The 16455-nt window shown below is 30.7% G+C and carries 11 protein-coding genes; 9 read left to right on the top strand and 2 right to left on the bottom strand.

Going from position 1 to position 16455, the window contains the following annotated elements; genetic code table 11:
- Positions 1–36 precede the first annotated feature (36 nt).
- Complete coding sequence (locus tag HMPREF0202_RS08305; protein WP_023050439.1) at positions 37–1227, top strand: glycoside hydrolase family 88 protein; 1191 nt, start codon at positions 37–39, stop codon at positions 1225–1227.
- Positions 1228–1285: 58 nt separating this feature from the next.
- Here the strand turns inward: HMPREF0202_RS08305 and HMPREF0202_RS08300 are convergent, their stop codons facing one another.
- On the bottom strand, positions 1286–1831 hold the full coding sequence (locus HMPREF0202_RS08300) for an LUD domain-containing protein (RefSeq protein WP_023050438.1): 546 nt from the start codon (positions 1829–1831) through the stop codon (positions 1286–1288).
- A complete protein-coding gene (locus tag HMPREF0202_RS08295; RefSeq protein ID WP_023050437.1) occupies positions 1831–2472 on the bottom strand; it encodes a lactate utilization protein in 642 nt (213 codons plus the stop codon). Before HMPREF0202_RS08295 ends, HMPREF0202_RS08300 begins: the two co-directional genes overlap by 1 nt.
- Before the next feature lie 256 nt (positions 2473–2728).
- Between HMPREF0202_RS08295 and HMPREF0202_RS08290 the strand changes: the two genes are divergently transcribed.
- From HMPREF0202_RS08290 to HMPREF0202_RS15520, 8 genes are all read left to right on the top strand, one after another.
- Positions 2729–7660 (top strand): autotransporter outer membrane beta-barrel domain-containing protein, encoded by a 4932-nt coding sequence (locus tag HMPREF0202_RS08290; RefSeq protein ID WP_023050436.1) that lies wholly within the window; start codon positions 2729–2731, stop codon positions 7658–7660.
- Positions 7661–7676: 16 nt separating this feature from the next.
- Positions 7677–9971 (top strand): polysaccharide lyase 8 family protein, encoded by a 2295-nt coding sequence (locus tag HMPREF0202_RS08285; protein WP_040406958.1) that lies wholly within the window; start codon positions 7677–7679, stop codon positions 9969–9971.
- A gap of 86 nt (positions 9972–10057) precedes the next feature.
- On the top strand, positions 10058–11431 hold the full coding sequence (locus HMPREF0202_RS08280; RefSeq protein WP_023050434.1) for a sulfatase-like hydrolase/transferase: 1374 nt from the start codon (positions 10058–10060) through the stop codon (positions 11429–11431).
- A gap of 13 nt (positions 11432–11444) precedes the next feature.
- Positions 11445–12983 (top strand): type 2 periplasmic-binding domain-containing protein, encoded by a 1539-nt coding sequence (locus HMPREF0202_RS08275; protein ID WP_040406956.1) that lies wholly within the window; start codon positions 11445–11447, stop codon positions 12981–12983.
- A gap of 142 nt (positions 12984–13125) precedes the next feature.
- The gene (locus HMPREF0202_RS08270; RefSeq protein WP_023050432.1) at positions 13126–14103 is read left to right on the top strand and encodes an ABC transporter permease; all 978 of its coding nucleotides are present in this window, start codon (positions 13126–13128) and stop codon (positions 14101–14103) included.
- 38 nt (positions 14104–14141) lie between these two features.
- A complete protein-coding gene (locus HMPREF0202_RS08265; protein WP_023050431.1) occupies positions 14142–15023 on the top strand; it encodes a carbohydrate ABC transporter permease in 882 nt (293 codons plus the stop codon).
- A gap of 53 nt (positions 15024–15076) precedes the next feature.
- On the top strand, positions 15077–15913 hold the full coding sequence (kduI, locus tag HMPREF0202_RS08260) for a 5-dehydro-4-deoxy-D-glucuronate isomerase (RefSeq protein ID WP_023050430.1): 837 nt from the start codon (positions 15077–15079) through the stop codon (positions 15911–15913).
- A 12-nt stretch (positions 15914–15925) separates the two neighbouring features.
- The coding region (locus tag HMPREF0202_RS15520) for an SDR family NAD(P)-dependent oxidoreductase (RefSeq protein ID WP_040406954.1) at positions 15926–16455 on the top strand (530 nt) is incomplete at its 3' end.

Raw genomic sequence — 16455 nt, 5'->3', positions numbered from 1 at the left:
GTTTAAATTTTAAACTTGATAAGAGGGGAGATAAGAATGGAGATATTAAAAAAGACGAGAGAGAAATATTCAAAAGAGTTTAGGCTGTCAAAAGAGGATCTATTTTTTGCAATGCACGAAGCTATGAAGAAAGTAGATGAAAATTCAAAGGTATTTATAGATACATACCCAAGAGCAGCTAGTGTAAATAATATATATCCTGGAACAAAAAATGCAGAGGATTTTGATGATTGGACAGTAGGATTTTGGACAGGGATGTTATGGTTATCTTATGAGATGACTGAAAATGAAAAATATAGAAAAATAGCTGAGTACCAATTAAAAGGTTATAAAACAAGAATAGAGAATAAGGTGCACGTTAATCACCATGATATTGGATTTTTATACTCTCTTTCAGCAGTTGCTCAAGAGAGAGTTACAGGAAGTGAATTAGCTAAAGAGGTAGGAATAAAAGCTGCTGAACACTTAATAACAAGATTTCAAGAGAAAGGGCAGTTTATTCAGGCTTGGGGAGATCTAGGAAAACCAGAGGATTATAGACTTATTATAGATTGTAATATGAATGTGCCATTATTATTTTGGGCAACAGAGATGACTGGGGATAAAAAATTTGCTGAGATTGGAGCGAAACATTTAGCTACAGCTTCAAGTGTTGTTGTTAGAGAGGATTCATCAACTCATCACACATATTATTTTGATCATGAGACAGGAGAACCTACAAGAGGAGTTACTGCACAAGGTTATTCAGATACTTCAGCTTGGGCAAGAGGACAAGCTTGGGGAGTTTATGGATTCCCATTAGCTTATGGTTATACAAAAGATAAAAGATATATGGACCTTTATAAAAGAGTTACAAATTACTTTATAAATAATCTACCAGAAGATGACGTATGTTACTGGGATTTAGTGTTTACAGATGGCTCTGGACAACCAAGAGATACATCAGCTGCAGCTATAGCAGTATGTGGAATTTTAGAGATGGATCAATATTTAGATGCAAATGATCCAGATAGAGAGATCTATTTAAATGCAGCTCATAAAATGATGAAATCACTTATGAAAAACTATAGTACAAAAGATTTAGATTATTCTAATGGACTTTTAACAGATGCAGTTTACTCAATTCCTCACGGTTCAGGAGTTAAAGAGTGTAACATCTGGGGAGATTACTATTATTTAGAGGCTTTAACAAGATTATTTAAACCAGAGTGGAAAAAATATTGGTAGAATGAAAAAAGCAGAGCTAAAACTCTGCTTTTTTATATGCATTTAATATTTAAAAATATTAAAAACCGATATTTTCTGGAACTACAAGAACAGTATATTTATTTGGAAATTTTCTCCCATGATGAATAATCCCAAAACTATCATTTGTATCGTTAAAATGATTTCTAATTTCTAAAATTTCAGGCATTTTTTTTTCAGCTTCAATTAAATTTTTTACAAATTTATTAATTCCAACAATAGCAAAAATTTTGTTGGGTCCAAAGATTGATGCAGAACTAGCAAAGTTATCTAGAAATATAAGCTCTCCATTTTCAGTGATAAAATCACATTCAGCAATAAAGTTATCAGCTAGAATAGCCTGTTGTTCCTTTTTATAATCATATATTCGACATCCTTTTTTACTTAATGGAAAAAGGAGTTCTAAGGAGTTTAGAAAAGGTGTTTGATCAAGAACTAAAGATTCAGAAGATGGAATTTTAGAGATTAAAATATTTTTTAATTCATTTAAATCTTTAACTAATATTGCATCATACTCTTTATGGAGAAGTAACTTAGTAATCTCTTTTGCTTTTAGGTCATAAAACCATTTTAAATTTTGATCCATTAATATCCAACCTCCTCATTGATAATTACAATAAAAGTTTTACCATCAACTCTTTCTCCAGATTTTACAATAGTAGTAAAATTACAGATTCTTTGTTTTGTATTGCAGTTTTCACATTTTCCAGAGATGTTACAAGGAGTTTTATGGTTAATTCTTTTTGAATTTAATGGTCCAACAAACTCTTGAATTCTATTTAATCCATCTTGGCATGTATCAACAAGTTTGTTGATTCCACAAATAACAATGGCATTTTTAGGTCCGTAAAGTAAGCTAGCAACTCGATTTCCTCCAGAATCCATTTGAATAAGTTCTCCGTTTTTAGTAATAGCGTTAGTACTTGTAACAAAATAATCTGCAAGTAATCCTTGTCGCATACATTCAACAGTGGAAGGCCAATCAGGTTGGTTATATCTGTCGAATAATTTATAATTGTTGCTTTTAAAAGGTTCAATTAAATTTAATTCGTTGATAGTAACAGAGCCACCTAATGCAATAGATGATCCGTGTGGTATTAAGTTTAGAACAATATCACGAGCTTCAACTATGTTATCTGCATAGATTGGAGTGTAATTTTTTTTAGAAAGAGTATCAATTAATTCTAAAATTTGACTCTTTCGAATATTTTTTTTAATTTCTTTCATGTGTCCTCCTTAGGAATTGAAAAGAGAATATTAATAATATTTCTAATGGGTAAATATTACATATAACAGTATAAAATGTAAATATTCTATTTTATATGTGCTAAATTCTAGCAGAAAATATATAGAAGCGAAAGGTATTTAATTTTAGCTATATATTTTTTTGCATAGAAAAAAGTATATAAAAAACGGCTGATTTACACACGAAAATTGGTGAGGTATTATGGGAATACTAAAATAAAAATAAAACGGGGGTAGTATGAAAGCGAAAGAGAAAATGGTATTGTTAGGAATCTTTCTATTGTTTTCTAGCAAGAGTTTAGTGAGTTATTCAAATTTTACTGTAATTGAAAATAATAAAGATTTAGTAAAAGATACGGGAAACGCTATACAAGCATATGAAAACCAAAATAAAATTAATAATGCAACGCTAACGATAAGTGGAAATGCAACGGGTATGGTTGCATCTAGAGAGCCATCAATAGTTGAAAATAGAGGAACTATTGTTGTCAATGGAGGAACGGCAAAAGCAATGCAGTCAACTGGAGTAGGAGCTAAAGGAATAAATAATGGAATCATAAATCACTCAGGTGATGGAGCAAAGGCTTCGAATGCTATGTTTAGTCAAAATGGCGGATATATAGAAAACGGTAAATTAGGAGTAATAAATATATCAGGAAAAGATTCTTCAGGAATGTTAATTCAGGGGGTAAAAGATGAAGTAAACTCTCAAGGGATAAATAAGGGGATAATAAATGTATCTTATGGAAAAGGAGATGGAGAAAGTTCAGTAAACGGAGTAAAAGTTTCTGCCAGCGGTATTGGAATAAATGAAGGAACAATAAATTTGCAAACTAATAATACAGTTGGATTTTTAGTATCAGGAGAAAATGCTCAAGGAATAAATGAAACAACAGGAGTAATAAATGTATCAGGAAATAATTCTGTTGGAATAAAGGTAAGCGAATCATCTAAAAAGAATCCAATAGCAGAAAATAAAGGGATAATAAATGTTACAGCTGGAGCAGGTACTGTTGGAATGCAAGCTTTTGGAATAGGAACTCAAGGGATAAATAGTGGAATAATAAACCATGAAGGAGATGGAGTTAATATTTCAAATGCAATACTATCGCAAAATGGTGGATATGTAGAAAACACTGAAACAGGAATAATAAATATATCAGGAAAAGACTCATCAGGAATGATGGTTCAAGGAGTAAATGAAGGAATAAATTCTAAAGCAATAAATAAAGGAACGATAAATGTATCTTATGGAGCTCCCACTGAAAAAACGGGACAGGTAAATGGGATAAAAGTCTCAGCAAATGGAATAGGAAAAAATGAGGGAACAATAAATTTACAAACTAATAATACAGTTGGATTTTTAGTATCAGGAGAAAATGCTCAAGGAATAAATGAAACAACAGGAGTAATAAATGTATCAGGAAATTCTTCTTCAGGAATGCTTATCTCAGCAAAAGGACAAGGAATAAATAATGGAAATATCTATGTTTCAGGAAAGCAGTATACATCAGGAATGAAAGTAGATGGAGTAGGAAGTACAGGAATAAATAATGGAGTAATAATTCATGAGGGAGATGGTCAAACATCAAACGCAATGTTAGCTCAAACAGGAGGATACATTGAAAATAACAGATTGATTCAAGTATCAGCGGTAAATACATCGGGAATGGCAGCTGATAAAGAAGGTTCATCACTGAAGAATTTAGGAGATATTTTAGTTTTAAATAAAGCAAAAGGGATAAAATTAAGTGGTGGAGCGACTGGAACAAGTAGTGGAAAGATAGTCGTAGAAGAGGGAATAGGAATTTCAATTGAAACAGGAGCAAAAGGAGAAAATCTAGGAGATATCTCTATAACAGGAAACTCTTCATCTGGAATCTCAATATCAGGAGCAGGTCAGGGAGTAAATGCAGGAAATATCTATGTTTCAGGAAAACAATATACAGCTGGTATAAAGGCAGATGGATTAGGAAGTGTAGGGATAAATAACGGAACAATAATTCATGAGGGAGATGGTCAAACATCAAATGCAGTTTTAGCTCAAGGTGGAGCAACTGTTGAAAATAATGGTTTAATCCAAACTTCAGGTATAAATACATCAGCTATGAGTGCAACTGGAGCAGATAGTAAAGTTTTAAATAATGAAAATGGAAAAATAACAGTATTTGATAAAGCTTTAGGGATGAAAATAGAAAAAAATGGATATGGTGAAAACTTAGGAGTTATATCTAATAATAGTACTGGGATAGGAATGGATATAAGATTAGAATCATCAGGAAAAAATAGTGGTTTAATAGAAAATTACTCTGTAAGTTCAGGAGTTAAAGTAGCTGGGCAGTTTGTAAATACAGGGGAAATTAAAAACTATAACTTTGGAAATGCAGTTTTAGTTAGTAATGGAACATTTGTAAATGAAGGTGGAGTAATAGATGGTGGATATGGTGTAGCCATAAGATCAGAAGTTCTTAGATTAAAAGATCCTATAACTGAAAAATATTATGATGCTCCAACGAATAATAACGTGGTATTAAAAGGTGGAAAAGTAAAGGGAGATATTTTAGGTGGAGTAGGAATAGATGCCTTGTTTTTCCAAGGAGATAATAATTTATCAGATATAAGAATAGAGAATTATGAGATTTTATCAGCAACAGGTGGAAATAGCAAAATAGATAACTCTTTTATAGATTTAGAATATAACCAAGGAAATCAAGCTTACTTTGATGAGAATAAAAATAAACTTGAAAATGATGGAATTATAACAGCAGATAAAGGAAAATTGGAAATCTCTAACAGTACATTAGTTGTAGATTTTAAAAATTCTTTAACTGATAAAACTTTAGAAAATTCAATAATTTCAGCAGATAAATTAGTTTTAAATGGAGATGTGAGTTTCTCTTTTATATCTGGAGATGGAAGAAACGAGTTTAACTTATCAGAAGCTTTTGGTGGAGTGGATATTGAGTTAGGTGAAAATGCGAATATAAAATCATCTGTAATTTGGGATTATGAAGTAAAAGATGGAAATATAATAGCTAAGAAAAACAGTTATGAAAATATATTAACAACATCTAAATTATCTAAATTTGTTACTTTATTAGAAGGAGATAGAATTGAAAAGAGTGCTTTAGAAGCTAAAAATATAGACAAGTCATTAATCTATGCTGTTTCTGATGCAGAACAACTTCAAACAGCAGGAGAGTTTACAAGTGCTATGAAACAACTTTCAGGTGGAGTTTATGGATATATGGCTGATATAGCTTCTATAAATTCAAGAACTCTATCAAAAAGAATGATGGATAGAGTAAATCAAAGTGATTTTACTAGAGAAAGAGCAACAAACTCATCAACACAAGATGTAATATATATGGATAATAATCATAGAATTAATGGATTAATGGATGTTTCATATATAGAGCATGGAATTTTAGGAGTTACAGAAAAGCAGATTGAAAATAATGCTAAGTTAGGTTTGATATATGGAGGATCTAATGGAAAGGTTAAGTTTGAAGGTGGAGAATATGGAAGTGCAGATTTAAATAATATCTATGTAGGAGGATATTATAACTATAAGTTTACAGATAGATTTTCTTTGACTTCAAATGCTAGAATAACAAATTCATTTAACTCTTTAAAAAGAACAGTAAATTATGGAAATACTTATGGAAGTTTTGATTCAACTTTCCCAACATATGGATTTGGATTAGGAACTGTAGCTGCATATAATGTTTTAAAAGATGATTATAAATTTGGAGTTTATGGAGGGATAGATTGGACTAAAATAGTTCAAGGGAATATAACAGAAGATCCGTTGCCAACAAATAAACCACAAAATGAGTTAGCTATAAATAGTAAAGGAACTGTAGACGAAGAGTTTTATGATTCTGTTGTTCCAAAGGCTGGAATTCTTTTAGAGAAAACAGGATATTTATTTGGAAAAAAATATGTTGTTGGTGGAAATTTTGAATATGAAACAGAATTGGGAAATATAAAAGATGGAAAAGTATTAAAACTTCAAGGGTTATCAGAAAAGCATAGAATAGAAACGACAAAAATGGAAAATATGTTATCATACAATATTTTTGCATCATTAAATTTAACTGAGGATTTCTCTCTTTTAGGAAGTTATACTTCTACAAAATCAAAAGAATATGATTCAGATAGTTTAACTGTAGGTGGAAAATATAAATTTAACTCTGTAGGAGATGTTGTGAATACATATTTCGATAATCTATCTGGAAATAAGAGTGATAGATGGAGAGGAACAGTTAATATTTTATTAGAAGCAGAGGATGATTCAGATAGGACATATTTTGATATGGATGGTAATCCATATCCAGGTGATTATGCTGCATCTACATTATATGTTCCAAAATTAACTATGAGTTTAAATGATTTAAAATCAAAATGGTCTTATTACTTTGAAGGATATTATAAAGATAATGAAATGTTCCAAGGGTTAAAAACAAATGAAGCGGAACAACATGCAACAAGAGTTCACTTAGAAGCTAGATGGAATGATACCTTCTCTAGAGGAAGATATGGAATCAATATTGCATATAGAAATGAAACGAGTGAAAAACCACAAAATTATGGTAAAAAAGGTTTTAGAGAGGTAAAAAGAGGAGTTCACCAAATTAGACTTACTCCAAACTTTATATATAATTTGGGTAATGGATTTGCTTTAAATGGAAGTTCTACAAATATATATGAATATAATTATATTGGAGATAAAGAGGGACAAGGAGACTTCATAATGGAGAATCAAGGTGGAATAGATTATTCTGGACTTATGCCAAGAGCATTTATGAGATTAAATCTATTTAGAGAGGATACGTGGCATGATCATAACAATGCTACAGAAAGAAAAAGACTAACTCAGATTAGACCGACATTTAGATATTTCTTTGGAAATGGAGCTTATACTCAGTTAGAAGCAAGATTCCCTATATATAATGGTGGATACTCTAATGACACAAGAACTCAGATAATAAAATCTGAAAATTATGAAACAAGATATAGTCTAAAGTATATCCAACCTTTAGCACCAGGGCTTACAGGAACAATAGGAGCTACACTATTAACAATAAAAGCTAAAAATAAAGCAACAGGTAATGAAAATAGATATCACTCATTTAGACCAATGGTTGGAGTAAGTTATAGCTTTTAATTAAAGGGGGAGAACATTGAAAAAGAAGATAATGTTAATGCTACTTCTATCTGTTTGTATAGTTGAAGCAAATGAAAAGAAGATAATTAAAGAAAATTCAAATAAAGAAATAGTTGCAAATGTATCAAGTGTATCTCAAAGTGAAAAAGAAGATTTTAAAAATATGAGATTAAAATGGGCAGAGTTTTTAACAGGGAAAGAGAGTTTAGAATTAGAAAGTCCAAAAGTAAAAAAAGATACAATTAATACTTTGAATAACATGGGAAAAAAGAATTTAGAAAACTACAATTATAATGAAGCAAGAATGTCAATATACTCAGATTTAGAGGATATGAAAAGTGGAGTTCAAATTCAAACAACTTATGAAAGATTAAAAAACTTAAGTAAAGCTTATGTAGTTCCAGGAACAGACTTCTACAAAGACGAGAAAATTAAAAAAGAAATTTTGGATTCTTTAGAGTGGCTTCATAGAAATGCATATTATGAAGGAGCTCCAGAGTATGGAAACTGGTGGCAATGGGAGCTTGGAATACCAAAAAATATAAATGAAATAGTGGCAATTATGTATGATGAAATTCCAGTAGAAAATAGAATGAAATATTTAAAAGCATCCCAGTATTTTCAACCTTATGCAAAATATTCAGGATATAGTCCATCTGCAAAATACTCATCATCACCAGAGTTAAGAGTCTCAACAGGTGGAAATAGAATGGATACATCAATAATATCTTTTACACGTGGATTTTTAATGGAAGATAAAGAGCAAGTTTTAGATGGGGTTTCAGCAGTTGCAGATGTTGGAGAGTATGTTACTACAGGAGATGGATTTTATAAAGATTCATCTTTTGTACAACATGGAAACATCGCTTATAATGGAACATATGCTTCAGTATTGTTTAATGGATTAGGTTCAATTTTATACCTTACATCAGGTACACAATATGAAATGAAAGATGAGAGATTAAACAATATATATGATTCTATAATTGATGGATATTCATTTTTACTTATAAATGGTGGAGTTACAGATGCAGTTAGTGGAAGATCGATTTCAAGAGATGGAAGCAATGAACTTGAAAGAGGTAGAGGAATTGTAACATCAGTAGCTATGATATCAGAGGGAGCTCCTGAACCATATAAAACTAAGATAAGAAAACTTGTAAAGAAAGCTTTAGATGAAAATATATCTTATAAGACAACTGAAAAAATATACAATTTAAAGTTAAAAGAGATAATGAAAGATATAGAAATAAATGAGAAGTATGAAAAAATAAGTGAACCAAAAAGTAAAGTTTTTTGGGGAATGGATAGAGTAGTTCATTTGGGACCAAAAAATATAAAGTTTGTTATAGGAATGTATTCATCTAGAATTGGAAATTATGAAACAATGAATGGAGAAAATAAAAAGGGATGGTACACAGGAGATGGAGTTACATATATCTATGGTGAAAATTCAGATAAATCTAAAGAGTTTTGGCCAACAGTTGATATGTATCACCTTCCAGGAGTAACAGCTAGTATAAATGAAAGAAGAGATGGATCTGGAGAGAGAAGACATAAAGTTAAGATGAGTCCTAAATCTTTTGTAGGAGGAGTGACAACAGGTGAGGTAACTTTAGCAGCTATGGATTTTCTTTCATGGAATAATCAAACTTCAGGTAAAAAATCATGGTTTTTAATAGATAATACAATGTTTGCAATGGGATCTAATATTAACAGTTCAGATGGTGAAATACACACTACTATTGATAGCAGAATTACAGATGGTGAAAGCTTTAAATATACAGTATTATCAGATGAAGAGGTAGTAACAAAAAAAGAGTCTAGAGTAGGAAATTGGAAAAATATAGGTGGAAAAAGTGACGCTCCAATAGAAGTTGAATATATAACAACTTATATAAATCATGGTAAAAATCCTAAAAATGCAGGTTATTTGTACAGTGTAGGTTTAGACGAAATATCTAAAAATGATATTGTAGTATTATCTCAAAATGATAAAGCTCATGGAATAAAGATTAAAGATTATATTGGAATAAACTTTTGGCAAGATAATCAACATAAAGTTGATAAATATAAGAGTTTTAGTACACTGTCGTTATTAGCTTTAGAAAAAGGTAATACATTGGAGCTTTGGGTAAGTGATCCAACTCAACTTTCAAATGTAATGTCTGTTTTAGAGATAGATGGTGCTTATAAACTAGTTGAAACTACTGATAAAAATTTAAAAATAAGAACAGAAAAAAATAAAACTATTTTAAAAATAGATAATATTAGAAGTGGTGAAACAAAATATATACAACTAAAAAAATAAAATAATTAATAAAAAACCTTCTAAATAAATGAGTTTATGTCATGGAAATTTAGAAGGTTTTTAAAAATTAAGAGGAGGTGTTTTTAGTGAAGAAAAATTTAGTTTTTATAACAACAGATCATCAAAGAGCAGATACTATTGGGATGATACAAAATGGTAAAGAGGTAACTCCAAATTTAAATAGATTAGCTTCAGAAGGTTTTGATTTTAAAAGAGCTTACACAACATGTCCACTATGTGTTCCTGCTAGAACTGCACTAGCAACAGGAAGATTTCCAACTAAAAATAGTGTGGTAATAAATGATTTAAAAAACATACCAGAAATAACAAGAAACAGTAAAACAATTCACGAGTATCTATTTGAAAGTGGATATGATGTAAGTCATTTTGGAATGCAACATATAACTTTAAAACCATCTTTAGAAGATAGAGTTAAATTTAAAAAATTTTTAACAGATGATGACTATGAAAAAATATGTAAAAGAGAGAATATCCCACTATTTGGAGTCGTTGAAGATAGAGTTAAAGTTAGTGAAAGACATGGAGATATATATGAAGATAGACAGTATACAGGTTCTAGAGTTTCACTTTTTGAAAAATCTGAAAATCTATTTAGAGATAGGTTTTATATTGATAACGCCCTTAATTATTTAGAAAGTGAAACTTTTGAAAATCCTATAGGGATGTTTATAAATATATGGGCTCCTCATCCACCTTTTAGAGTACTAAAAGAACTTATGGATAGATTCCCAGACCCAGAACTTCCTGAAAATATAAATGAAATATGTGAAGGTGAACCACCTAAAAGAAGAGAGGGGATAGCAGCACAACTAGCTGAAGAGAAAGATTTAGAGCATTGGAAAGATGTTTGGAGAGCATATTTAGGATTAACCAATTATGCAGATGAATTAATAGGGGAGATAATTCAAAAGTTAAAGGAGAAAGGTGAGTATGAAAATACAATGTTTGTATTTACTGCTGATCATGGGGATCATCTAGGTCAACATAAGATGTTTCAGAAAATGGAGATGTATGAGCAAAGTATAAATGTTCCTTTAATAATAAAAATGCCAGAGAAAAATGGGATAAAGATAGAAACAGTAGTCAGTCATCTAGATATACTTCCAACTGTATTAGAGAATTTAAATTTAGAAAGTAAAGAGATCTTTGTTGGAGAAAATATCTTAAATAGTGAGGTTCAAAAAAAGCATAGATATGCTTACAGTCAATATTCAGGAAATCAAGTGGCTATTGGTGATATAAGAAGATCAGTAGTAGATAAGGAGTTTAAATACATATATGATCCTAGAGATTTAGAAGAGTTATTTTATTTGAAAAAGGATCCTTTAGAGATGAAAAATGAGGTTGATAATATAGAGTATAAAGAGGTAAAGAAAAATTTAAAAAATCAATTGTCTCTATTTTTAAAAGAGCAAAATGATTGGATAAATATTATATAAAATGGAGGGTGTCATGAATAAAAAAATCGGGTTATTACTATTAGTTGGGGGACTTTTACAAAGAGGAGTTTTAGCAAATGAGCATAAGATCTCTGAAAAACCTTTGGAATTAAGCATTTTAGCTATTCAAAATGGAAAGACATATGATGAAAATTGGACGGTTTTCCAAGAGGCGTTTAAGGATACAAATGTGAAATTAAAAAGTTATAGTTCTAAAAATTTAACAGATGAGATACAAGCTTTTAATTTAGCTGTTTCATCTGGAAATCTTCCAGATATTATCTCTTTAGCTTATCCTGAAAAATTAGAAAGTTTAGGAATGGATGGAGGAATAGTGCCATTAAATGATTTGATAAATAAACATGCTCCAAATATAAAAGCATTTTTTGAGAAATATCCAAGATATAAGATGGATGCTGTAGCAGCAGATGGAAATATCTATTTTATTCCAGATTATTATGATTGGTACAACATGAGAGCAGCTCAAGGAGTATTTATAAGAAAGGATTGGTTAGATAAGTTAGGATTAAAAACTCCAAAGACAATGGATGAACTATATGAGGTTATGGTAGCTTTTAAAACAAAAGATCCAAATGGAAATGGAAAAGCTGATGAGATTCCATACTTTGAAAGATCAGTGGAGTTTGCTGATAAAGAGTTAGTTGGAATGTTTGGAGCAGAGATAGGATTTTATGTAGATGAAAATGGAAAAGTAAAATTTGGTCCAACAACAGAGAGATTTAAAGAAGCTATGCCTCAAGTTATAAAATGGTATAAAGAGGGGTTAATAGATCCTGAAATATTCACAAGAGGTTTCCAAGCAAGAGACTATATGCTTAGAAATGATTTAGGAGGAGTAACTTTTGATTGGTTTGCCAGTACAGCTTCATATAATGAGGATAAAGAGTTAAAGGATAAAGTGAAAGATTTTGAATTTGTTGCAATAGCACCGCCAGAATATAAAGGGAAAAGTTATGCTCCAGATGCTAGAACAACTTATTTAGGTGGTTGGGGAATAAGTGCTACATGTAAAGATCCTGTTGCAGCCATAAAATATTTTGATTACTGGTTCTCTGAAAAAGGGTATGAGTTGTCAAACTGGGGTATAGAAAATGATACGTTTGTTAAAGAGGAAAATGGTAAAAAGAAATTTACAGATACAGTTATGAAGGCAGATGGAAAGACACCTCTACAGGTTTTAAGAGATAAAGGGATACAATTTAGAATAGGTGCTCTACAAGATTATGAGTATGAAAAGGCTTGGGGAAATCCAAAAGCATCAGAATGGGCAGAGATGTATATGCAAAATGGGTATATTGTAGATCCTATGCCAACTTTAAAATATACAAAAGAGGAAAATAGAAAAATACAGAAAATAAATTCGCAACTTAATATGGCTGTAAAAGAGATGAATCAAAAGTGGATTTTAGGAGCTGTAGATTTTAATAAAACATATGACGAATTTCTAAATAGACTAAATGAAATAGGGCTAAAAGAGGCGATAGATATAAATCAAAAGTCATATGATAGATTTATTAATTCGAGTAACTAATAAAGAATAAAGTGTACTTTTATTGATTTAAAAGTAGAAAAATGATATATAGAAAAAGGTATATCCTAAAATGATGATTTACACTTTAAAAATTTTAAACTATAATCACCTTACAAAACGCAGATAAGTAAGGAGGGTTAGTATGAAAGAAAATATTTTAGAATTAGATGAAAGAGTAGAATCAGAAAAAGTAGGTCTCATAAAAAAAATAATGACTGGATTAAAAAGAGGAAACGTAAAAGATCAAATGTCATTATATCTGATTTTTCTTCCATTTATACTTTGGTATATGATATTTGCATATAAACCAATGTATGGTCTTATAATCGCTTTTAAAGATTACAATCTATTTAGGGGAATATCAGGAAGTGAATGGGTAGGACTAGCAAACTTTACAGAGTTTTTAACAAGCCCATACTTTTATACAACTCTAAAAAATACAATATTTTTAAATATATATAGTTTGGTGTTTGAGTTTCCATTTGCCATAATTTTAGCTCTTATGCTAAATGAGGTAAAAAATAGATTTTTTAAATCTTTCGTTCAAACAGTTTCGTTTTTACCATACTTTATAGCAATAGTTGTAACAGCTGGAATAACTATAAATATTCTTTCTCCAAGTAGTGGTGTAATAAACCACATTTTAGAAAGATTTGGATTTGAAAAGATATACTTCCTATCAAAGCCAGAATACTTTAGAGGAATATTTACAGGAATGAATATGTGGAAAAGTACAGGATTTAACGCAGTAATCTATTTAGCAGCTTTAACAGCAGTGGACGAATCACTATATGAAGCAGCAAAGATAGATGGAGCTACAAAGTTTCAACAGCTTAGATTTATAACTTTCCCATCAATTATACCAACAATAGTTATAATGTTAGTACTAAAAGTTGGAAGTATGCTAAACGTTGCGTTTGAAACAGTTTTATTACTTTATCAACCAGCAACATATTCAACATCAGATGTTATAAGTACTTATGTTTATAGAACAGGTATGTTAATGCAAGATTTTGGTTTAGCAACAGCAGTTGGATTATTCAATGCAGTTATTGGATTTATCCTAGTTTACCTAGCAAATAGATGGAGTAAAAAGATAACATCATCAGGACTTTGGTAAAAAGTATTAACTGTTAAAAAATTTGAAAGGAGAGATTTATGAGTAAAATTAAAAGATCAAAAGATGAAAAAATATTTGATTTTATCAATTATTCCCTATTGGCAATATTTGGAATAATGTTTATATATCCAATTATATATGTATTCTCAGCATCAGTGACAAAACCATACCTTTTAGAGATAGGAGAGATGTATCTCCTACCTAAAGGGATTATTATGGCATCATTTAAAGCAGCTATGAGTCTAGATGGAATATGGTTAGCTTATGCAAATAGTATCTTTATAACAGTTGTAGGAACTGCTGTAAGTATGTTCTTTACAATAACTGGAGCTTACGTTTTATCAAAACCAGAGTTAAAATTTAGAAAAATTCTAACTTTAATGGTTGTTGTGACAATGTGGTTTGATCCAGGAATGATTCCGAGATATCTGAACTTTAGAGACTTAGGTCTTATTAATAGTTATACATCTGTAATTGTAGGATTTGCAGTAAATACATTTAACGTAATAATTTTAAAGAGTTTCTTTGAAGCTGTACCAAAATCACTAGAAGAATCAGCTAGAATAGATGGAGCTACTCAGTGGCAGATTATGACAAAAATATACCTGCCTCTATCAACTTCAGCATTAACAACAGTGTCGTTATTCTATGCTATCTCAAGATGGAATGGATATTTCTGGACAATGGTTTTATTAACTGATGATTCTAAAGTACCACTACAAGTTTTCTTAAAGAAGTTAATAGTAGAGAAGAATATGGCTGGAGAAGCAGCGCAGATTATTACACCTGAAAGTTTAACATCACCACAATCGATAATATATGCTGTGATAGTTTTATCAATAGTTCCAATAATGATTATATATCCGTTTATCCAAAAGTTCTTTAGAAAAGGAGTTACTTTAGGAGCGGTAAAAGAGTAAATAACAAAGAAAATTAAAAATAAAAGTTCATAATATTTAGGAGGAGTTTTACTATGAGATTAGATACAAGATATGCAAATCATCCAGAGGATTCAAAGCACTATACAACAGAGGAGTTAAGAAAACACTATTTAATGGAAACAGTTTTCGTTGCTGACGAAGTTAACTTAATGTATTCTCATGTGGATAGAGTTATAGCTGGAGGAGTTATGCCAGTTGAAACTGAAGTAAAATTAGAAGGATGTAAAGAGTTAGGATCTGAGTTTTTCTTAGAGAGAAGAGAGCTTGGACTTATAAATATAGGTGGATCAGGTAAAGTAATTCTTGATGGAGTTGAATATAAAATGGCTTCAAAAGATGGATTATATGTAGGAATGGGAGTAAAAGAGATTACATTCGCATCTGATTCTGCAGAAAATCCAGCAAAGTACTATGTTAACAGTGCTCCTGCCCATGTAGCTTACCCTACAGTAAAGATAGATATAGCTAATGCTAATGCAGTTCATTTAGGAGATTTAGAGAATTCAAACAAAAGAACTATATTTCAATATGTTCACCCTGCAGTTTGTAAATCATGTCAACTTTTAATGGGAATGACTGTATTAGACCCAAATAATATGTGGAACACTATGCCAACTCATACACATGAGAGAAGAATGGAAGTTTACTTCTATTTCAATATGGATGAAAACACAAGAGTATTCCATTTAATGGGGCAACCTCAAGAGACTCGTCATATTGTAATGGCTAATGAGCAAGCGGTAATATCACCATCTTGGTCAATTCATTCAGGTGTAGGAACTAAAAACTATACATTTATTTGGGGAATGGCTGGAGAGAATCAAACATTTACTGATATGGACCATATAGCTATGGATCAGTTAAGATAATTAGGAGGAAATATGTTAAACATGTTTAATTTAGATGGAAAAGTTGCAATGGTAACTGGAGGAAACGTAGGAATAGGAAACGCACTTGCAATGGGACTTGCAAAAGCAGGAGCAGACCTATTTATATTCACATATAATGATGACAATATGGAAAATGTTATAAAAGAAGTTGAAGCATTAGGAAGAAAGGTAGCTTATGCAACTGGAGATCTATCAAAAGAGGAAGTAGCTATGGAAGCTGTTAGCAAATGTATAGAGGCTTTTGGAAGAATAGATATTCTAGTAAACAATGCTGGAACAATAAAAAGATCACCAATTTTAGAGGGACCAAATAGTGATTGGCAACAAGTTATTGACTTAAATCTATCTTCAATATACTATTTAAGTAAGACTGCAGCATTTGAGATGAAAAAGCAAGGTGGAGGAAAGATAATAAATATAGCTTCAATGTTATCATTCCAAGGTGGAAAGTTTGTTCCATCATACACAGCAAGTAAACACGGAGTAGCAGGACTTACAAAAGCTTTTGCAAATGAGTTAGC

This window comes from Cetobacterium somerae ATCC BAA-474 (assembly GCF_000479045.1).
Lineage (GTDB): Bacteria > Fusobacteriota > Fusobacteriia > Fusobacteriales > Fusobacteriaceae > Cetobacterium_A > Cetobacterium_A somerae.
This window is presented reverse-complemented; position numbering and strand designations above follow the sequence as displayed.